This window comes from Austwickia chelonae (assembly GCF_003391095.1).
Taxonomy (GTDB): domain Bacteria; phylum Actinomycetota; class Actinomycetes; order Actinomycetales; family Dermatophilaceae; genus Austwickia; species Austwickia chelonae_A.
This window is the reverse complement of sequence record NZ_CP031447.1, coordinates 115,699-136,017: the sequence shown is the minus strand read 5'-3', so window position 1 is coordinate 136,017 and position 20,319 is coordinate 115,699. Positions and strand designations below refer to the sequence as shown.

Genomic DNA, 20,319 nt, shown 5'->3' with positions numbered 1-20,319 from the left:
GCTTGACAGGCGTCCTGCCGATTCACCAGCTGGCCGGAAACACCAGCGACCAGCACCGGCCCCGCTCTCCGGAAGGAACCGACGTGGAACAGGGCAGGATGCCCGCGAGGACGACTCGTCCGAGCGAGAGCGATCACCAGGGGATGGCGTCATGAATCCGTCGACGCGCGTGCACCGCCCGCACACCCGCCACCCTCGGCCCACCCACTGCGCCGTCACCCACCGGCACGGACGCCACGCCTCCGATGCCACGCCTAGGGAGTACACCCCCGCCGATCCGCGGGCCCGCCGCCCGCACCGTCCGGCACTGAGCCGTTCGCACACGAGCCCGACCCGGCAGGTCGGAACGACCTGCAGGCACACCGCCGGTCTGGACGACGTGTGGTCTGCCCGTCATGCGGGTACTGTCACCGCCGACCGGGAGGTGCAGAACATGAACAACGACAAGAAGATCGAGGCCGCGACTGCGGCCAAGGCGCAGAGCGCGCCGGCTCCGGACGCTCCCGGAAAAGTGGATTCTCCGCAGATGCTCACGAAACCGTCGTGGGTCTTCGCGTGGAAGAAAGCGGTACAGGAGTTCAGCCGGGACGAGTGCACCGATCAGGCGGCAGCGCTCACCTACTACTCGGTGCTGGCGCTCTTCCCCGGGCTGTTGACCTTGGTGGCCCTGGTGGGCGTGCTGGGCGACGGGCAGCGCACCGTCAACTCCGCCTTGGAGACGGCGTCCCAGTTCGCGCCGAAGGAAGCACTCGATCTGATCCGCCCGGTGATCGAGCAGATGGTCACCGCGCAGGCCGCCGGGTTCGCCCTCGTCATCGGTATGTTGGGTGCCCTGTGGTCGGCTTCAGGGTACGTCGGCGCTTTCAGCCGGGCGATGAACCGGGTGTACGGCGTCACCGAGGGGCGCCCCCTGTGGAAGTTGATCCCGACCCAGCTGGTGTTGACCTTCGTGATGTTGTTGCTGGTCTCCCTGGTCATGGTGGCGATGGTGGTCTCCGGGCCGGTGGCCCGCACCCTGGGTGATCTGATCGACGTGGGAGACACCGTGGTGACGGTGTGGGAGCTGGCGAAACTGCCGGTCATCCTGCTGATCGTCATGGTGCTGGTGGCGATGCTCTACTACTTCACCCCGAATGTTCAGCAGCCTCGGTTCCGGTGGATCTCGGTAGGCGCTGCGGTGGCTTTGGCCTCGTGGGTGGTCGTCTCCTCGGGGTTCGGTTTCTACGTCGCGAACTTCGGCAGCTACAACAAGACCTACGGTGCGCTGGCCGGTGTGATCGTCTTCCTGATGTGGCTCTGGTTGACGAATGTCTCCCTGCTCTTCGGCGCCGAACTGGATTCGGAGCTGGAGCGGGCCCGGCAGTTGCAGTCGGGGATCGTCGCCGAGGAGTGCTTGCAGTTGCCGCCGCGGGATGCGGCCGGCGCGGAGAAGCGTGGCGAGAAGCTGGAAGGCAGCATCGAGGAGGGACGCCAGCTGCGTCTGAAGTCCGAGGAGGCCCACGCCGAAGGCACCGGACGTTCCAAGGATTCGCGTCGCGCAGAAGCTAACTGAAGTTCTCCAGCGTGCGGGGAGTCTCCGAGTGATCTCCTGCTGAGCCTCTGACCCGCGCCGAAGAACCGGTTCGATCTCCTTGCAGGGCCCGGTCATCCACATAGTGGATGACCGGGCCCTGCCGGGTTTTCCCCTGGGGCAGGACAGCCCGCCCCCTTCGCCCGTCCTCGCAGGTCATGAGTTCGCACGGGCCACCTTCTCCCTTGTACTCTCCTGTTGAACGTTCGTCCGGTACCGGGTCGGGAAACCCGTATCGATCGCAGGGCGTTCGCCGCATCCGGTGAGGGGAAAAACCGGGTGTGGTTCTGGGGATTCACCGATGGCATGGGGATGCACTCGGTGAAGGGGGAAGGAACACACGGATGTCTGTCCACCTGTTGTTGTTGACATTGTCCTGCTGCGCTCTGGCGGCCGCCGCCGCGGGAAGCCCGCTGAGCGGAGCCTCCGTCGAGGAGCATCGCGCCCGCCAGCTCACCTTGTTGGTCGCCAGCGCACTGGTCGTCGGCAATGCGGTCTGTCTGCTGCCGGAGACCCCGGCCTGGTATTCGGTGGCACTGGTGTCCTTGACCGCAGCCGGTCTCGTGTGGTCGGTGGTCTCCCTTGCCGGGGCTCGTCGCATCGGTCGCCGTGGGGGCCCGACCGATGTGACCTCCCTGCCGGAAACACCCGGCAGCTTCACCCACAGCTCGTCCAGCCGGATGCCCTCCCACTTGACGGTGGTCCACTGCACTCCGTCGGAGCGGATCGAAGCCCGGCGAGCCCTGGACGCCACCCGTCGACCGCACCTGGCGCTCCTGCCCGGCGGCGGCGGTGAGCTCACCTCGTCCTGGGTGTCCACACCGTCCGGCGGCCCCGTGGCCCCCGCGGCCTGGGACGAGGGCGTGCAGTGGGACCGTCCAGCCGAACGGACGAACCTGCACTCCCGGATCGAAACGGCTTACTCCTCAGCACGCCCCGGCCACAGCCGAGACCGCGGCCTCCGACTCTGATCGTCGAACCGCACTCAGAACTACCGGTACCCATGCCGGTGGAAACACTCGACGGATGCAATCCGGCGAGTGACGCAACACCCCTCTGCGCCAGGGAGGTGCCCCACCTCAGGGGCGCCTCCCTGGTGGGGTTTTCCAGGAGCACCTCACGTGGTAGCTGTAGGCGTCACACCAGGTTCTTCCTCCGCGGTGAATCCTTCAAGAGCTTTCAAGGCCTCGTCGAACTCCAGGTCGATCTTCGGGTCCGGCCGGTAGGTCGCCAGACTGACGACGACGGCCACGACCCCGCAGACCAGGAAGCCGGGCAGGATCTCGTAGAGCGCGAAGACGCCTTCCTTCCCGAAGAGGTGCTTGCCCCAGATCCCGACGGTGACCGCACCGGTGATCATGCCGCTGAGCGCTCCCCACATGGTGAGCTTGCGCCAGTACAGGGAGAGCACCACGATCGGCCCGAAAGCGGCACCGAACCCGGCCCAGGCGAAAGCCACCAGTTGAAGGATGGTGTCGTTCTGGTTCCAGGCCATCGCGGCCGCGATCACGGACACCCCGAGGACGGCGAGCCGCCCCATGAGTACGTGGTGGGCGTCGGCCTTCTCCGCACCACCGAAGGCCTTGTAGACGTCCTCGACGAGTGCCGATGCCGTGACCAGCAACTGGCTGGAGATGGTCGACATGATCGCGGCGAGCACCGCGGCCAACATGAAACCTGCGATCAACGGATGGAAGAAGATCTGCCCGAGTCGGATGTACACCGTCTCCGGGTTGGCCAGATGCTCGCCCTGACGTTGGAAATAGGCCACCCCGACCAGCGCTGTCGAGATCGCCCCCACCGCGGCGAAAAGCATCCACCCGATACCGATCCGGCGTCCGGCTTTCGCTTCGGCGACCGAGCGAAGAGCCATGAAACGCACGATGATGTGCGGCTGGCCGAAATAACCCAGACCCCAGGCCAGCGCGGAGATGATGCCGATGACGGCCACCGCCGTCATCTCTTTGGGCAAGAGCGCGAAGCGGTCGATTCCGGCCTGGGCGTCCGCGGCGGACACGGCATCGGTGAAATTGCCCCATCCGCCGACCGCGATGAGGCCGCTGATCGGCACGAGGACGAGTGCGAGCACCATCATGATGCCCTGCACGAAGTCGGTGTAGGAGACGGCGAGGAAACCGCCGAAGAGGGTGTACGTCACGGTGACTCCGGCGACGAGCAGCATTCCCCAGCGGTAGTCCAGGCCGAAGCTGGATTCGAAGAAGACACCGCCGGCGACCATGCCGGAGCTGACGTAGAAGGTGAAGAAGACCAGGATGATGACGCCGGAGACGACGCGCAGGAGTCTGCTGGTGTCGTGGAGGCGGTTGCCCAGGAAGCTGGGCACGGTGATGGAGTTGTCCGCGACCTGGGTGTACGAGCGCAGCCGTGGCGCGACGTACTTCCAGTTGAGCCAGGCACCGATGGTGAGGCCGACGGCGATCCATCCTTCGACGAGCCCGGCCTTGTAGATCGCGCCGGGCAGACCCATCAGCAGCCAGCCGGACATGTCGGCAGCGCCCGCGGAGAGCGCGGCGACGGCCGGGGAGAGGTCCCGGCTGCCCAGCATGTAGTCGTCGAGGTTGTGGGTTCGGCGATAGCTCCACCAACCGATGAGGAGCATTCCTCCGAGGTAGATCACCATCGCGAGACCCTGCCAGAACGTTTCGTTCATTGTTCTTCCTTGCTCAGGCGGGTGTGATTCCTGGAGGTTATCCGCAGATGGGGGCTTCAGCACGATCTGTGACGAAGCAGTTCTGACGGATATCTCCCGGGAGCCTCCGATTCGACCCGCCGGGCCTCTTTCAGAGAAGGAATGTATTTTAAGGACCATAGTCCTTGAAATTGATGGGAGTTCTTGTGCCGCCGCTGCTCTCGAATGAGTCCGAAGTGATCGTCAAGGCGACCGCCGCCGTCGTCGCCGACAATGCCGTCGCCATCACCTCCAACTTCTACCCACGGATGTTCGCCGCCCACCCCGAACTTCTGAACATCTTCAACAAGGCCGACCAGGCCCTGGGCGAACAGGCCCAGGCACTCGCCGCCTCCGTCGTCGCCTACGCCGTCCAGCTCATCGACCCCGACGCCCCCTCCTTCCGCCCCGTCCTGGAGCGCATCGCCCACAAGCATGTCTCCCTGGGCATCACCGCCACCCAGTACACGATCGTCGGACACCACCTGATGGCCGCGATCAAGGACGTCCTCGGTGAGGCCGTCACCCCCGAGGTCGCTGCCGCCTGGGACGAGGTCTACTGGCTGTTCGCCCTGCAACTCGCCGCCGAAGAAGCCCGGATCTACGCCCTCAACGGCGTCGACCCCGAGCAGCCCTGGCGCGACTACCGGGTCACCGGACGTCACGACGAGGTCCCCGGAGAGATCCTCACCCTCACCCTCGAACCCGTCGACGGCAGCGCGGTTCCCCGTCACCTGCCCGGGCAGTACGTCACCGTCAACGCCCGCCTCGCCGACGGGAGCACCCAGCCCCGGCAGTACACCCTGTCCAGCGGGCCCCGGACCGACCGGATGCAGATCACCGTGCGCCGCGTTCGTGCCCACGGTGAAAGCCCTGCCGGTCTGGTCAGCACGATGCTGCACGACGAATGCCCCGTCGGCACCGTCCTCCAGGTCTCCATCCCCTGCGGCGACGTCGTCCTCGAGGAATCGACTACACCCCTGCTGCTCGTCAGCGCGGGAGTAGGCATCACCCCGATGGCCGCCATCGTCGACAGCCTCGCCGAACAGGGCTCCCAACGGCCCGTCCTGCTGGCCCACGCCGATCGGAACGCCGGTGCCCACCCGCTGTACGACAGCGTGCGCGCCACCACCGACCGGCTCCCGCAGGTCGCCTCCCATCTCTGGTACGAGGAGACCGACGAGGCCGCGACCGGCCGCGGTGCCGTCCACGGGCTGATGGACCTGTCCACCATCGACCTGCCCGACGAGCTCGACGTCTTCATGTGTGGCCCGCTGCCTTTCATGCGCGCCGCCCGACGCACCCTGCTCAACCGCGGAGTACCTGCCGACCGCATCCGTTACGAGGTCTTCGGACCCGACCTGTGGGCGCAGAACCCCGCCGCCTGAGTTGAGCCGAGCTGCGGCCGGGGACTGAAGAACCGCAGGCCCCGGCCGCAGCCTGTTCCGAAGGGGGAGAGCCTCGACGGCCGTCGCCGACCGCCACCTATCGTGAGGGGACGCACGCCAGGGAGGTTCCTGTGTCGCACACCCACGACGAGCAGCTCATCGGCGTCGCAGTCCACATCCGACCAGCGACGTCCCGCTCCTCGGCGTGCCGCCCGTCCTTCCTCGCCGTCCCCACCACCGTCCGGCCCGCGGAGACGGCACGAGCATCCCGATGAATTGGAAAGCAACTCCCTGGCAACCAAATTCACGACAGGGGCGGCGTAATTCGTCAGATTGCGGCAACGGTACGGTATTGCGGGTGGGCCCGGGAAACATCCCCTCGCGCAGCGAGGACGCCGTCGGCACCCCACCAGAAGTGCGTCCGCCGCCGCGGACCGCACCCGAAACGCCGATACTCCCGCGCCGCAGCGCAGCCCGAGAAGAAGACCAGAGGTGGGCCGTCCCCGGCCACCTCCTCGCCGAAGAGAGCTTTCCCGAGAGCGACACCGCCGCTCCCCTCCCCCCCGAAGCAGATGTCCCGCCTGCGCCTGCCCGCCCCGGATCCGTCGTCATCCCGGAGAACGATCAGCCGACGACCTTCCTCAACTTCTCCTCCACCCGCCTGGCGCCGACACCACCCACCGAACCGACACCACCCGCCGCACCCGGACCGCCACCTGGGCTCGCGCCACCAGGTGAGCCGACCCTCTTCCTGGTCAAAGAGGACATCGCCGCCGAACCCCGGCTGAGACGCGACCGGAACAGCCGACGGCGACGGGTCAGCGCGCCCCTCCAGCCGTGGGCCGACGCCACCCCGGACGACCTGGCCCTGGCCAGCCAGGCCGTACAACGCCCGATGTCCTCCGGGCGGAGGATCGCCGTGGTCGCCGCCGCCGGCGGCTGCGGAGCGACAAGCACCGCAGTAACCCTGGGATCGATCATGGGCGGGCTGCGCACCGATCGGATCGCCCTGGTCGGAGCAGCACCGGACCGGGGCAGCATGCGGCGTCGGCTCGGCGACACCCACTCCATCCACCTGGAAGAGCTGCTCGCCCAACGCGACGCCGTGCAACTGGGCCAAGCCGGGGTGGACCTGCTAGGAGTGGCAGCAAGATTCGCTGCCGTGCTGCCGCCCGAGGAATCCATGGTCCCGGCCATCGCCGGTGACCTGGTGGAATCGTTGAGCCGAACACGCGCAGTCACCATCATCGACCTGGGGTGCGCCCGGCCCGACAGCGGCGCCGCCATGATCCTGCGCGACGTCCACGCCGCCACCGTGATCACCGCTCCTTCCATGGACGGCGTGGAATCCTGCCGAGCGACCCTGGACCGAGTCCGCCGTGGCGGAGTGCCCGCCCTGCGCATCCGAGCCGTCGTCGTGGAGACCGGACGAAGAACCGGAATGACCGCCGAAGCAGCAGCGCAGCAGCTGTCGGACACCGGAGTCCCGGTCTTGACCGCGCCGGAAGACCCCCACCTGGCCATGGGTGGGCCCATCGACATCAGCAAGTTGAGCGAAGCCACCCACATGGCACTGACCGTGCTCGCAGCATCCCTCCTCGATGCCTCCGACGGCCGCTTCGAATCATTCGCCAGCGAAGCCTGAACCGATACGGCGGGGCACCGGCCCAGCCAGCCGCGCCGCCACCTGCGAAGCCCCGAAGCCCGTCAGGACGTCGCGAAATACCCCTGGACCCGCAAGGACCACATCGCCTCGTCGACCAGTTCGGTCACCCGCCGACGCAAGGCCCCCGGCGCATCCGGATTCCCCGCCAACCAGGCCAGGCCCGCAGCCGGAAGCCGATGCTCCTCAGGAGGCAGCCCCACCCGCAGGTCACCGGCGTCCGGGAAGAGACCGATCACCGCCCGGTCGGCGAGCTCCGTGCTCCGCCCCGCCCACAGCTCACGCAGCATCGCGAAATAGGAATCGACGTAGTCCTCCCGGAGCCATTCCTGACCCGGCGTCGCAAAACCTGCCGCGGAGGCGGACAGTTCCTCGTTCGTCAACCGGTCATCGGCGACCGCCGCCGTCCAGGCCGACTGTTTCGCATGAGCGCTCGGCATACTGGCCACCGCCAACCGGTGACGCACCGGAGCCGCCGACGTGGCATCCCGGTGCCGCTCCTCGGCGAGCTCCTGCTCCCCGGCATGACCTGTCGCCGCCAACGCCCGCCACAACTGCCAGCGCAGCTGCGGACCGACCACCAGACCGGGCACCTCCGCACCTCCGTCCAACAGCTCACGGATCTCCACAGCCCGGCTGTCACAGCTCAACGACGCCGACGCGAGCGCCCTCGCCCACGCCAGCTGATGGTCCGGGCCGGCCGATCCGTCGTGCAACCGCTGCCAAGCCGTCTCCACGATCGACTCCACCGCCGCCGCCCGAGAAGGTTTCGGTACGAACGAGTGCGCCGCGTCGACCGCCCGTTGCAGGGCCGTCGTCACCAGAGCCACCCCGGGTTCGGCCGGTGCTTGATCCATCACGAAGGACACGAAACTCGTGGCCGGGAGCAGACCGTCCCGGCAGTCGTTCCACAACGCTGCCCACAGGCATGCCCTGGTCAACGACGACGAAATCGAGGTCAAGGACGTCAACGCCGTCTCCCGGGACCGTTCGTCCAACCGGGCCTTGGCATAGGTCAGGTCGTCGTCGTTCACCACGATCAGATCCGGCGCCGGTTTCCCCACCACCTGCGGCACCGAGGTGACCGGCTCGACCAGGTCCAGTTCGATCCGGTCGGTCCGGCACAGTTCCTCCCCCTGACGGGTGTACAAGCCCACCACCAGCCGATGCGGGCGCACCACCGGCCCCCCGGACACCAGGTCGTGCCCCTCCTGGCAGATCGACAGGTCGACGATGCGTCCGTCCTGGTCGGCCTGTACCTGCGGGGTCAGGGTCGACATGCCGGTGGTCTCCAACCACAACCTCGACCACGAGGTCAGCTCACGTCCGCTGTGCTCCTCCAGCGCGGCCAGGACATCTGCGAGTGTCGTCGAACCATAAGCGTGCTCGGCGAAGTAGGCGCGGATCGCCGAGTGGAAGGCCTCCTGCCCGACGTAGGCGATCAGCTGTTTCACCACGGCCGCACCCTTGGCGTAGGTGATGCCGTCGAAATTCTGCTCCGCAGCCTCCACGTCGGGGATGTCCGCGACGATCGGATGAGTCGTCGGCAGCTGGTCGGCCCGGTAGGCCCACCCCTTACGTCGAGCACAGAAGGCCGTCCATGCCTCGGTGAACTCGGTGGCCTCCGCGCTGGCCGCCGATCCCATGTAGTCGGCGAAGGACTCCTTCAACCACAGGTCGTCCCACCACTGCGGGGTGACCAGGTCGCCGAACCACATGTGGCTCATCTCGTGCAGGATCGTGTTGGCGCGCTGCTCGTGATCGGCCCGGGTCGACCCGGACTGGAAGACATACGCGCTGTCGGAGAAGGTCACCAGGCCGGGATTCTCCATCGCGCCCAGGTTGTACTCCGGGACGAAGATCGAGTCGTACTTCCCCCACGGGTACGGGCTGCGGAAGAGCTCGTGGAAATAGTCGAACCCCTGGCGGGTGACCGTCAGCACGTTCTCCGGGTCGAAGCTCTCCGCGAGACTGCGCCGGCAGAACACCGACAGCGGCACCGTCAAGGTCGATTCCACACCGGTGGCATGGTCGAGGACCGTCCCCGTCCATGAATCCGACCATCGCCGGTACGGTCCGGCGGCCACGCACACCAGATAGGTCGACAGGGGCGGGGTCGGCGCAAAACAGCAGCGCACCAAGGCCTGCCCACTGGTCGAGGTCCCCGCGTCCGCCCGGGAGACCTCCGGCTGGTTGCCGAGCACCTCCCATTCGGCAGGCGCGGTGACCGTGACCTCGAAGACGGCCTTCAGGTCGGGCTGTTCACAGTTCGCGAAGACGAGACGCGCGTCCGAGGGCTCGAACTGGGTGTACAGGTAGGTGTTCCCGTCGGCCGGGTCGAGGTAGCGGTGCAGGCCTTCCCCGCTGCGGCTGTACCGGGCACGACCCCGGACGGTGATCGTGTTCAAGGAGCTGGCCACCAGGTGGTCGCTCAGGTTCGGACGGCGGTCGACAGGGACCAACGCTGCGGGGTCGGCGCAGGTGCGCAGACCGGTCACCCGGATCCGGGCTCCGTCGTAGTCGACCTCACGGGACTCCCCGTTGACCAGGACCTCGTCCACCGAGGCCCCGATGAAGTCCAGAAAAGTCTCCGGTTCCCGGCTGGCCAGCGTGATCGTGCTGGACGTGGGGAAGGTGTCGGAGGCCTGATCGGCGCTCTCCGACAGGTCGATCTCCACCTGGTAGCTGGAGATGTTCACCCGGGCGCTGCGGTGCCGCGTGTCCGTACGGCTCAGGTTCGTCGTCACCTGCGCCACGCTATCGCCCGGTCAGGCGAGAAAACCGGAGATCACACGTGATTCGCTGCACTCAGCCGGTCAGATCACCGTGCGCGACATTCTGGAGCCCGTCCACCTGAGCGCGGATCGGAGCGAGAACTCGCGCAGCGAGCCGCCAGGCGAGCAACCCGGTCTCGATCGCCTCGGTGAGATCCCCTTCGTAGATCTTGCGCAGATCACGATTGGTGCCGAAGGCCAGACCGACCGCCTTCGTGCGATCAGTAGCAAGCAACTCGAATTCAGCACGCACTGCGGTGATCCACGCGGTCATCTCGGTGCGGATCTTCTGCACCTGAGCCTTCTGGTCCTGGTTTGGCGCATCTGCCCCATCGGCTCCTCGCCCGTGAAGATGATGGCTTTGCGTGGAATATCACCGGAGTGCCGTCTTCCCGGCGCAACCAGAGCGGATGATCATCCGACGCGGCAGGTGTGAGACGGTGAGATACGTGGACACTCAGGCCGTACTCGAACTCATGCAGGATGTCGCCGCCCAGGTCATCACCCCGCGTTTCCGGGCGTTGGCCAGCGGCGAGGTGATAGAGAAGAAGCCAGGAGACCTGGTCACGGTCGCCGACCGTGAGGCCGAGGTCCTGATCACCGCGGCGCTGCTCGCCGACAACCCCTCCGTCCTGGTCGTCGGGGAAGAAGCGACGAGCGCCGACGACACCCTGCTCGGGAAACTGGCCACCGCCGAACACGCCTACACCGTGGACCCGGTCGACGGCACCAAGAACTTCGTCCACGGTCGCGCCGAACACGCGGTCATGGTCTCCGAACTGAAACGCGGTGAGACGGTCCGCGCCTGGATCTGGCAACCTGAGCTGGGGCACGCCTTCGTCGCCGAACGCGGAGCCGGGGCTTTCGCCGACGGAGTGCGCCTCGGCCCGGCCTGGCCCGGGGAGGACGTCGACCCGACGACATTGCGGGTGCTGACCAGTCGGCCCACCCATGAAGGGGTGCACGGTGACCTGACGCTCAGCCCGTCAGCCTGGTGTTGCGGAGTCGACTATCCGTGGGTGATCACCGGGAAAGCGCAAGCGATCCTCTACACGAACACCTTCCCGTGGGATCACGCCCCGGGCGCCTTGTTCCTGGAGGAGACCGGCGGGGTCGTGCGCAGACCGGACGGGTCGGCCTACCGGCCGGGTGAATACCGGCCTGGAGGCCTGCTCGTGGCCGCGTCCCCGCAGGTGTGGGACACGGTCTTCCCACGGGTACGCCACTTGATGCCCTGACCCTGGGCCGCCTGTCCCGCCTGCCTCGGTCGCTGATGGGAGTCTGTTCGCGGCCGCTTCGAGATCACCGATATCCCTGTGGGAAGGAACAACGATGAACGACGTCCGGAAGATGCCCCGACTGGCCATGTTGGATGTCGACGGCACCCTGCGCGACGAGAGCGGATGGAAGCCTTCTGCGGCCCATCTCATCGAAGCTCTGCACGACGCCGGCCTGGTCGTGGCCCTGTGCTCGGGGCGAAACACCGAATCGTTGCACGGGTCGGCCAAGGAATTCCCCCAGATCTCCCTGATCGCTCCGGGCAGCGGTTCCCTCGTCCAGGCGCGGACCGATGACGGGTGGACGACCTTGGCGAACCGTTCGATCAGCCCCGAGACGGTCTCCTGGATCGCCGCCCAGACCGCTGAAGCGGACATGGAGCTCTGGGCGTACACCGACGACGCCTGGATCGTGGAATCGGTCAACGAACGGGTCACTGCCGAATCCCACTACGTCGGAGCCCAGGCCACGGTGGGCTCCTTCAGCGACCGGGACGACATCGTGAAGATGCTGGCCTTCCCGCTGTCGCGGCGCCAACGTCAGGTCCTCGAACGCATCGATGCCCAGCGCGACCTGGCAGCGGTGCAGTCCTACCCGGGATATTTCGACATCGTCCGGGCCGAGGCCGCCGCCACCAAGGGCGGCGACGTCCTGACCGATCATCTGGGCATCGGCTGGGACCAGGTCATCGCGATGGGCGACGGGGAGAACGACCTGGGCATGTTGAGCAAGGCCGGGACGGCGATGGCGATGGCCCCGCTACGTTCGACCCTGCTGGACCCCGCCGGGCCGGATCAGCGCCGTTTCGACTGCCCCGACCTGGCGACCGCGATCGGTCACCTGGTCGAGCTGGGAGTCATTGCCGCCGGCTGAGCCGGTCGTCGGCACGGTCGCGTGTCGGTTCGATGTCGGGCTCGATGTCCGCGCTGATCTCGTCCACCACGACGAGGCCCTCCAGGGCTTGCACGTCCTGGGGGTCGACCAGCCCGGTCAGGGGCTGCCGTACGGAGGCCCCTGACCAGGCCACGGCCCGCCGTACGAGCACGGACCAGGGCTCTTGCCCGATACCGGTGGCCACGGCGGCGGCGAGCGCGTCGCCCGCCCCGGTGGAGTCTCCGCTCTGCCGCTCGGTCAGGTAGGCGTGCAGGGCCGGTCCGGTGGCGGGCAGGAGCAGCAGTCCTTGGTCGCCGAGAGTGATGATGACGTTCTTCGCGCCGCGTTCACGGAGTCGGCGGGCGCCTTCCATCAGGCCGCATTCAGGGAAGAAGTCCTGGAGTTCCCACCGGTTGGGTTTGACGACGGTGGGTTCGCTGCGCAGTGCTTCGTCGAGGGCCGGCCCTGCGGCGTCGATAACGGTGGGCACTCCGTGTTCGCGGGCGAGGTCGAGGATCTTCGCGGAGGATCCGGGGCGGGAGCCGGTGGGAAGTTTCCCGGAGAAGACGAGCGCGGTGGCCGGTCCAGCGACGAGTGGTTCGAGCGCGGTGCGCAGCTGTTCCCAGGAGGCCAGCGGAAGCCGGGGTCCGGGCTCGTTGAACTTGGTGACGGCTCCGGTGGAGTCGTGGACGGAGACGATGCGCCGTGAGGGGCCGATGACGTCGGTGAACAGGTGGGGGACACCGCGGTCGGTGAGGTCGGCGAGGAGGGTCTGCCCGGAAGGTCCTCCGGCGAATCCGGTGGCCAGGGTCTGGTAGCCCATCGCCATCAGGATCGAGGTGACGTTGACGCCCTTGCCACCAGCTCGGGAACGGACTTCACCGACCCGGTGGACCTCGCCCGGCCTGAGCGTGTCGACCTCGTAGGAGATGTCCAACGCCGCATTGGGCGTGACGGTCAGGATCATGGGGTCTCCCCGTTTTCGGCGGCTCTGCCGGGCACCAACTTGTTCTGCGTTTCACGCCCGAGCGAATGCAGTACGTCCTCAGGATTCTACGATGACAGAGCAACTGGACGCGTGTCCGGTCTGGCCGTAGTCGGAGGTCTTTTCCTGCGCTAGGGAAAACGGTCGGTGGTGCGCAATCGGACACTCTGATCATCTTCCCGGTTACCGCGATTCGCCTCGTTCAACGGTTACCGTCGATTCATGGTGCCGACAACCTTGCCTCTTCCCGAGTCCGTGACCCAGGTCGACGGTCACGGCGGTCTGCCCTGTCTGCGGGTACAGACGTCGTTGTGCACCGGCGAGTTGTATCTGGACGGTGCCACGGTGACCGGGTGGGCACCGGAAGGTGCTGCCCCGGTGCTCTTCCTCTCCGAGAAAGCCGAGTTCTCTGCGGGTCGGGCGATCCGTGGTGGGGTCCCGTTGTGTGGTCCGTGGTTCGGACGTGGCGCGGGCAATGCGAAGGAGCCCGCGCACGGCATCTTCCGGATCAGCCGGTGGACCCTTGTCGAGGCCCGGGAGGACCAGGGTGTCGTGATCTTGGTTCTCGGGTTGGACAGCGATGGTTCGCGGGAGGAATTCCCCTCGGGTTGCCATGCCCGGTACGAGGTTTCCTTCGGGAAGACCCTCGATCTGCGGCTGACGGTCACGGCGGGCGAGGCCGAGTTGCCTCTGGAGGTGGCCTTGCACACCTACCTGGCTGTGGACGACATCACGCAGGTGAAGGTCGATGGCTTCGATGGTTGTCGTTATGCCGACAAGGCTCCCGGTGGTCGCGCGGTCAACGCCCAGTACGGTCAGGTGTCCTTCGCCCGGGAGACCGACCGGATCTACGCCCACGAGGGTGAGGTGCGTGTCCTGGACGAGGCTGCCGGACGGACCCTGCTCGTGACGAAGGAGAACTCGGGTTCGACGGTGCTGTGGAACCCCTGGCAGACGAAGGCCGCCGCCCTGAACGATCTCGACGACGAGGATTGGCGCCGCATGCTCTGCGTCGAGGCCGCCAATGTGGCACGCACCGCGTTGGCCCTCGCGCCGGGGGAGTCGCACACGCTGCGCCAGACGGTCGCCGTCGACACACACGCGGAGTGACCGGCTGATTCCACAGATATCCCCGATTCCACGCGGAGCTCGCACATAGGTTGTCCCCGTAGGGTGTCCGTCGACACGTGAGTTGACGAGGTGACGATGACGGCTCCCACCCGGGGTGGATCCCCCCGGCGTATCCGACAGGCCCGCGCTGCGGCGGCGCTGGCCGCTGCAACGGTGCTGGCGCTGTCGGCGCCCTTGGCGTCCGCTGCCCTGCCCGCTGCTCCTCCCCGGCAGGAATTCACCGGGGAGCCGCAGGCCGTGACGGTCACCGCAGACCCTGAACCCGACGGCACCCCGGTCACCCTGGACGCTGCGATCTACGCACCCACCGGCGAGGGTCGCCGTCCAGCCGTGATCCTCGCCCACGGGTTCGGTGGCTCCCGGAAAGATCTCGACCGGGACGCCCGGGAACTCGCTGGACGCGGCTATGTCGCACTCGCCTACTCGGCGCGTGGATTCGGACGGTCCGGGGGCCGGATCCACCTTCAGGACCCGCAGGTCGACGGGAAAGACGTCTCCCGTCTGGTGGATCTCCTGGCCTCCCGCGAAGACGTGCAGTCCGACGGGGAGAACGACCCACGGGTCGGGATGGCCGGCAGTTCCTACGGCGGAGCGGCGACCTTGATCGGTGGGGCGCTCGACCAGCGCATCGACGCCCTGGCCGCCGGGGTCACCTGGAACGACCTCGCGGAGGCTTTCTTCCCCAGCAGTATCGCCGCGAACCTTCCCGGTTCGGCGGCAGCATTGGCTCCACACGACGGCGACGCGCCCGGTGAGATCGGTGTCTTCAAACGACGTTGGGCGTCGATGTTCTTCGCCGCGGGGCTGGGGCGCGGCGCAGGCTTGGCCGTGCCCGGCGCAGAGGACCCTGAGTCGACACCGCCATCAACGCAATCCACCGAGACCGCGGAGGGCGCGACCAAGACGACCCCGCCATCCACCGGGGCGACACCCTGCGGACGGTTCGACCCGACGGTGTGCCGGCTGTTCCTGGAGACGGCGCAGAAGGGCGCACCCTCCGAGCAGATGATCGCTGAGATGCGACGCCGCAGCCCGGCCCGGACGAATGCCCGGATCAACGTCCCGACCTTGCTGGTCCAAGGAGCGAACGACTCACTGTTCGGCTTGGACGCCGCCGACGCCAATGCCCGGCAGATCGCCGCCGACGGGACACCCGTCGCCGTCCGTTGGATCTCCGGAGGCCACGACGGCGGCAAGGTCCCCGCACCTGACAGCACCTACCTGCCCTGGTTCGACACCTACCTGCGAGGTGACGAACCTGCACAGCAGCGAGCCGCCCGCTCTCTCCCGATGCCGGGATTCGTCTACCCGGTGAAAGCCGGCCGGCGTGGCGCCGCAGACAAACAGAGCTCCGCCGAGACCTACCCCGGAACAGGCGGACCCACCCGCACGGACGCGATACGGCTACCGTTCGCCGACCCGGGACGCACCGGAACGATCCTCTCCCCACCCGGCGGCGACCCGGCCGCGGTGTCCGCCGTCCCCGGCGCCGGAAGCCTCGCCCGCGATGCCATGTCCGCCGCAAGCTACCGATTGGCGGCACTGCCCGGGCAACACCTGGCTCTCGACACCACACCGGTGGCCTCACCGACCACCGTGGTCGGCGCCCCGCGAGTACGTCTGAAAGTCACCTCGTCGGCCACCGACGCGACCTTCTTCGTCTCCTTGTGGAAGGTCGTCTCAGGCACCCCCTCCCCAGCGAAACAGCTGGTCGCCCCGGTCAAGATCGCCACCACACCCGGCGTCCCCACCACCGTCGACGTCGCGCTGCCCGCCGGAACCTTCACCTTCGACCAGGGCACGACCTGGCGAGTCCTGGTCTCCTCCTCCGACTCGGCTTTCGCGACCCCGACCGATGCCCGCTCGTACACGGTGTCCCTGGCCGATGACGCCCTGTCCGCCCCGACCCTGCCCACGGCGTCCACCACCGAGGAGTCCTGGGACGGCGAAGTCGTCGGTCTGCTGATCGCCTTAGGCGTTCTCCTCGCCGTCATCGGCGCCACCACGGCTGTCATCGTCCTGAGAAGACGAAGCGGCGATGCCGCCCACACCCGGGAAGACCTTGCCGAAGTACCCCTGTCGGTGTCGCACCTGGTGAAGACCTATGCCGACGGGCATCGCGCAGTCGACGACGTGTCCTGGCAGGCCGGACGAGGCCAGGTGGTGGGACTCCTGGGCCCGAATGGTGCAGGAAAGACCACCACGATCCGGATGATCGTCGGCCTGATCTCCCCCGATGCGGGAGATGTCCACGTCCACGGCCGGCCGGTGCATGCCGGGTCGCCGGCGCTCGCCGGGATCGGTGCGCTCATCGAAGGACCCGGTTTCCTGCCGCATCTGACGGGGCGGGCGAACCTGGAGGCCTACTGGGATGCGACAGGTCGGCCTCGGGAGGAGGCCTGTTTCGACGAAGCCTTGGAGGTCGCTGCGCTGGGTGACGCCTTGGAACGTCCGGTGAGGTCGTACAGCCAGGGGATGAAGCAGCGGCTCGGGATAGCGCAGGCCATGTTGGGGATGCCGGAGGTCCTGCTTCTCGACGAGCCGACGAACGGCTTGGACCCGCCGCAGATCGCGGCGATGCGGCCGGTGCTGCGGCGTTATGCCGAGACGGGGCGCACGGTCGTCGTGTCCAGTCACCTGCTCTCCGAGGTGGAGATGACCTGTTCGCACGTGGTGGTCATGCATCGGGGGCGGGTGGTGTTGACCGGTGCGGTGCCGGAGCTGGTCGACAGCGCGGAGACCACGGTCGTGGAGATCTCGGCGGATGCCGTCGAGGCTGAGCGGGTCGCGGCGGCAGTGCGTGACTCCGCCGGGATCGAGGCCGTCGAGGTCGACCTTCAAGAGGGTGGCACTCGGCTGGTCGTGCACGCGGAGCTGCCACGCCCCGAGGTGGTCACGGCGGTGTCCGCCGCTGGTGGGCGGATCCTCACGGTCGGCGCCCGTCGGCATCTGGAGGAGGTCTTCCTCGGTGTGATCGCCGCGGAGGACGTCGAATCGGCACGACAGATAAGGCCACGATGAGTACTTTTTCCCGCCGCCCGCTGGCCTGGCATGTCGAACTGCGCAGGCAGTTGCGGAGGCGACGCACGGTGTGGTCCTACGCGCTCCTGATGGCTTTGCCGGTCGTCCTGGTGGTGGCGTTCTCCTTCGGGGAACGCGACCGGTCGGGCGGGTCTGCTGCTCGCCTGGTGGATCTGGCGCAGCAGGGTTCGGCGAATTTCACGATCTTCACGGTGTTCGCTGCTGCCGATTTCTTGTTGATCGTCGTGGCTGCCTTGTTCGCCGGTGACAGTTTGCCGTCGGAGGCGTCGTGGTCGTCGCTGCGCTACCTGTTGGCTGCGCCGGTGCCTCGGGCGCGTCTGTTGACGGCGAAGTTGGCGGTCGCGCTGGGGTGCACGGTGGCGGCGGTGGTCGTCCTGGTGGGTTCGGCGGTGGTGGTCGGCGGATTGGCGTACGGGTGGGCCCCGTATACGGCGACCGGAGGGTTCACGTTGGGGTGGGCGGAGTTCCTCCCCCGGCTGGTGCTCGGCACGGCGTGTATCGCAGTGTCCCTTCTCCAGGTGTGCGGTATCGCTTTCCTGATCGGAACCCGTACTGATTCACCGCTGGCCGCGGCCGGGGGTGCCGTATTGGTGACGATCATCTCGTCGATCCTGCAGACGATCGACGCCTTGGGGGACCTTCGTCACGCTTTGCCCATGGCGTATTCGCGCACGTGGTTCCAGGCTTTCAGCAGCGATATCTCATGGGTTGACATCCAGCGTGGGGCGCTGTGGTCGTCGGTATATTTCCTTGCTACGGTCGCGACGGCATATATCTTGTTCAGACGTAAGGACATCTTGTCCTGAACCCTGCAGGATGCATCGTTCGACGTTTCCGTCTGCCTGCTCGACGCCTTTGAGAAGGATCTCGTGTTCGTCGCCATATGCGCTCTTGTCGCGGCAGTCGCCGCTTACGGCTGGTCAGGTCTGATTCTCGCAGCAGGCTCGCGGGAGAGCGGGAACGCCCTGCACTCCAAGCTGTGGTGGATCGGCACTGCTCTGCAAGGTATCGGTTTCGGCGCTTCGGTGATGGCCAGGACGGTGATGCCATTGCTCTTGGTGCAGTCGGCGATCGCTGGCGGGCTGGCGGTCACGGCTTTCCTGGAACATGTGACGGGGGTTCGCCGTATGCGCCCCGTCGAGGCTTTCAGCGTGGGCGCGGTCGTCCTGGGGGTCATCGCGGTCGCGGTGGCTGTCGTCCCGGGCACGACCCGCCCCCCGGAGGCGAGTGATGTCGTGATCTCGCTGGGTTTGTTGGCCTTGGTGGCCTGTCTGGTGCCCTTTGCCCGGACGTCCGCCCTGTCCGGCGCGTGTTCGGGGACCTCCTTCGGGGTGGGGGCGATCTCGGCCCGTTTCCTCGTCGGCACCGATGCCCCGTGGCAGGATCTGGTGCGTTTCTGGGACTGGTCAGGGATCACGTGGACGTTGGTGATGATGATGCCTTTGAGCATGGTCGTCGGGCAGTGGGCGTTGACCCGGGGGTTGTCCTTCGGTGCGTCGGTGGCGGCGCTGGGCAGCGATTATCTGGTGGCCACCATCGTGCCGAGCATCTTCGGGATGCTGTTGATGGGTGAGCAGATGCGTTCGGGCCTGATGCCGGTGGCTGTCGCCGGGATGCTGATGGCGGTGTGGGGCACGCGAAGACTGCTCGTGCACCACTGACCCTGGAGCCACCAACAAATCTGAAAACAACTGCCTCGTTCGAGAACTCACCCCATAAAGCAGCATCGATCCGCTAGCCCCGGTGGTACCTATGGAGGAGAGCGGCCGCAGCGCCGGCCGGGAGACCCACGGCAGCAGGAGGCTCACCATGCGAGTCGCGGTGAAATACGGGGCATTCGATCAAGCACCGGTCGTCGACGAATACGGCGAACTCCTCGGCCACTCGGCCGGGATCACCCTGGTCCGCCGTCTCCTACGGCTCTTCCCCGACCCGGTCCTGATCGGCGCCCAGGACAGACGCGGGAATGGCTTCACGGTGATGCCTTTGAGCTTCCTCGACGCCCGCGACACCCTCGTCATCAACATGGACGTCATCGACTCCGTGGCCGTCTGGCAGACTCTGCACAGCTCTGGCGCCGAACCGATGCTGATGAACTTCGAGTGGAAGAACCCGTCCATCTACCACCACCGGGTCAATTTCGCCGCAATGGGCTTGTCGTACGCCATGTTCCCCACCTTCTGCAATTCGTCGCGGACCGCTGAAGAAGTACGCGAAGTCGTGCACAGGTGGACCGTCCAACCGCTCGCCGAAAAAGCACGCATCTCATGGGCGAACCTCGGCATCAATGTGGAACGGGTGCGCCCCCGGGTCGATGCGGAGATCCCGGTCGTCCTCTACCCGGCCATCACGATGGACGCCCGAAAACAGCCCCGTACTTTCACCGAGGTCGTCGAGCAGGTTGCCCGGCGCACCCCGATCAAGGTGGAGGTCCGACTGCACGAATCACACCTGGTCAGCGACATCGCCATGTCCCTCTCCACGAAGGAATACGCCTGGGTCGGCCCGCTGACCACAACCCGAGAGGCCTACTGGGACGCCCTGGCCCGCACCACTGCCTTCCTGGCCACCGCCGATGAGGAGTCCTACGGCCTGGAGTACGTCGAGGCCATGCTGGCCGGCGCCATCGGGGTCTTCCCCGACCACGCCTGGGCCCGGGCCCTCGTCCCGGCCGACTACCCGTTCTTCTACCGCACCGTCGAGGAAGCCGAAGGCCTACTTCTCCGCGCCGTCACCGAAACCGAACGATGCCGAAACGAATTGAATCGTCTCGTGGAAGGAGGGTCTTTTGTTAATTGGATCAGAGGTGCACACAATGACGATGATTTCGAGCTCGCAATTGTGACGACCGTCCAAGAATGGTTCTCTTCAGAGAAACACATGTGAACCTTTCTTTCCGTCGATATCCCGTTATCCTAGAAAGGAC

The 20,319-nt window shown here is 66.9% G+C and carries 16 protein-coding genes; 12 read left to right on the top strand and 4 right to left on the bottom strand.

Going from position 1 to position 20,319, the window contains the following annotated elements; all coding sequences use genetic code 11:
- Positions 1-151 precede the first annotated feature (151 nt).
- Positions 152-1,552 carry a YihY/virulence factor BrkB family protein gene (locus tag DX923_RS00630; protein WP_346218092.1) on the top strand — a complete coding sequence of 467 codons (1,401 nt, stop codon included), beginning with the start codon at positions 152-154 and terminating at the stop codon, positions 1,550-1,552.
- A gap of 362 nt (positions 1,553-1,914) precedes the next feature.
- Entirely contained in the window at positions 1,915-2,541 is a 627-nt protein-coding gene (locus DX923_RS00625) for a hypothetical protein (protein WP_116111940.1), read from the top strand.
- Between the two features lie 146 nt (positions 2,542-2,687).
- On the opposite strand, the gene putP is transcribed toward DX923_RS00625, so the two are convergent.
- Positions 2,688-4,241, bottom strand: a complete 1,554-nt coding sequence (gene putP / locus DX923_RS00620; RefSeq protein ID WP_116111939.1) for a sodium/proline symporter PutP — start codon at positions 4,239-4,241, stop codon at positions 2,688-2,690.
- 215 nt (positions 4,242-4,456) lie between these two features.
- On the opposite strand from putP, the gene DX923_RS00615 reads away from it, so the two are divergent.
- The 3 genes from DX923_RS00615 to DX923_RS00610 all read left to right on the top strand — a co-directional run bounded on the left by DX923_RS00615 (position 4,457) and on the right by DX923_RS00610 (position 7,292).
- Complete coding sequence (locus tag DX923_RS00615; protein WP_346218091.1) at positions 4,457-5,647, top strand: globin domain-containing protein; 1,191 nt, start codon at positions 4,457-4,459, stop codon at positions 5,645-5,647.
- A gap of 131 nt (positions 5,648-5,778) precedes the next feature.
- A complete protein-coding gene (locus DX923_RS16010) occupies positions 5,779-5,922 on the top strand; it encodes a hypothetical protein (protein ID WP_162872677.1) in 144 nt (47 codons plus the stop codon).
- Positions 5,923-6,005: 83 nt separating this feature from the next.
- Positions 6,006-7,292: a MinD/ParA family ATP-binding protein gene (locus DX923_RS00610; RefSeq protein WP_162872676.1), complete on the top strand. Its 1,287-nt coding sequence runs from the start codon at positions 6,006-6,008 to the stop codon at positions 7,290-7,292.
- Positions 7,293-7,354: 62 nt separating this feature from the next.
- Here the strand turns inward: DX923_RS00610 and pepN are convergent, their stop codons facing one another.
- Entirely contained in the window at positions 7,355-10,057 is a 2,703-nt protein-coding gene (gene pepN, locus DX923_RS00605; protein WP_240322686.1) for an aminopeptidase N, read from the bottom strand.
- Positions 10,058-10,118: 61 nt separating this feature from the next.
- Complete coding sequence (locus tag DX923_RS00600) at positions 10,119-10,379, bottom strand: hypothetical protein (protein WP_116111932.1); 261 nt, start codon at positions 10,377-10,379, stop codon at positions 10,119-10,121.
- Positions 10,380-10,533: 154 nt separating this feature from the next.
- Here DX923_RS00600 and DX923_RS00595 point away from each other — a divergent pair, with 154 nt between their 5' ends.
- Both DX923_RS00595 and DX923_RS00590 read left to right on the top strand, forming a co-directional pair.
- The gene (locus tag DX923_RS00595) at positions 10,534-11,322 is read left to right on the top strand and encodes an inositol monophosphatase family protein (protein WP_116116065.1); all 789 of its coding nucleotides are present in this window, start codon (positions 10,534-10,536) and stop codon (positions 11,320-11,322) included.
- Positions 11,323-11,416: 94 nt separating this feature from the next.
- A complete protein-coding gene (locus tag DX923_RS00590; protein WP_116111930.1) occupies positions 11,417-12,235 on the top strand; it encodes an HAD hydrolase family protein in 819 nt (272 codons plus the stop codon).
- Here DX923_RS00590 and DX923_RS00585 read toward each other — a convergent pair.
- On the bottom strand, positions 12,219-13,202 hold the full coding sequence (locus tag DX923_RS00585; RefSeq protein ID WP_116111929.1) for a 1-phosphofructokinase family hexose kinase: 984 nt from the start codon (positions 13,200-13,202) through the stop codon (positions 12,219-12,221). The genes DX923_RS00590 and DX923_RS00585 overlap by 17 nt on opposite strands.
- A gap of 240 nt (positions 13,203-13,442) precedes the next feature.
- On the opposite strand from DX923_RS00585, the gene DX923_RS00580 reads away from it, so the two are divergent.
- The 5 genes from DX923_RS00580 to DX923_RS00560 all read left to right on the top strand — a co-directional run bounded on the left by DX923_RS00580 (position 13,443) and on the right by DX923_RS00560 (position 20,279).
- Entirely contained in the window at positions 13,443-14,330 is an 888-nt protein-coding gene (locus tag DX923_RS00580; protein WP_116111927.1) for a D-hexose-6-phosphate mutarotase, read from the top strand.
- A 96-nt stretch (positions 14,331-14,426) separates the two neighbouring features.
- Complete coding sequence (locus DX923_RS00575) at positions 14,427-17,372, top strand: ATP-binding cassette domain-containing protein (protein ID WP_116111925.1); 2,946 nt, start codon at positions 14,427-14,429, stop codon at positions 17,370-17,372.
- Positions 17,369-18,199, top strand: coding sequence for an ABC transporter permease (locus DX923_RS00570; protein ID WP_116111923.1), 831 nt, complete (start codon positions 17,369-17,371; stop codon positions 18,197-18,199). The genes DX923_RS00575 and DX923_RS00570 overlap by 4 nt, the downstream gene beginning before the upstream one ends.
- Positions 18,200-18,262: 63 nt before the next feature.
- A complete protein-coding gene (locus DX923_RS00565; RefSeq protein WP_116111922.1) occupies positions 18,263-19,054 on the top strand; it encodes a hypothetical protein in 792 nt (263 codons plus the stop codon).
- Positions 19,055-19,145: 91 nt separating this feature from the next.
- Positions 19,146-20,279: a glycosyltransferase family 1 protein gene (locus DX923_RS00560; RefSeq protein WP_240322685.1), complete on the top strand. Its 1,134-nt coding sequence runs from the start codon at positions 19,146-19,148 to the stop codon at positions 20,277-20,279.
- Positions 20,280-20,319 lie beyond the last annotated feature (40 nt).

Excerpts from the sequence above, each read along its gene's own strand:
- DX923_RS00630 (WP_346218092.1), top strand. The coding sequence starts at position 152 with ATGAATCCGTCGACGCGCGTGCACCGCCCGCACACCCGCCACCCTCGG.
- DX923_RS00625 (WP_116111940.1), top strand. The coding sequence starts at position 1,915 with ATGTCTGTCCACCTGTTGTTGTTGACATTGTCCTGCTGCGCTCTGGCG.
- putP (WP_116111939.1), bottom strand. The coding sequence starts at position 4,241 with ATGAACGAAACGTTCTGGCAGGGTCTCGCGATGGTGATCTACCTCGGA.
- DX923_RS00590 (WP_116111930.1), top strand. The coding sequence starts at position 11,417 with ATGAACGACGTCCGGAAGATGCCCCGACTGGCCATGTTGGATGTCGAC.
- DX923_RS00585 (WP_116111929.1), bottom strand. The coding sequence starts at position 13,202 with ATGATCCTGACCGTCACGCCCAATGCGGCGTTGGACATCTCCTACGAG.
- DX923_RS00580 (WP_116111927.1), top strand. The coding sequence starts at position 13,443 with ATGGTGCCGACAACCTTGCCTCTTCCCGAGTCCGTGACCCAGGTCGAC.
- DX923_RS00575 (WP_116111925.1), top strand. The coding sequence starts at position 14,427 with ATGACGGCTCCCACCCGGGGTGGATCCCCCCGGCGTATCCGACAGGCC.
- DX923_RS00570 (WP_116111923.1), top strand. The coding sequence starts at position 17,369 with ATGAGTACTTTTTCCCGCCGCCCGCTGGCCTGGCATGTCGAACTGCGC.
- DX923_RS00560 (WP_240322685.1), top strand. The coding sequence starts at position 19,146 with ATGGAGGAGAGCGGCCGCAGCGCCGGCCGGGAGACCCACGGCAGCAGG.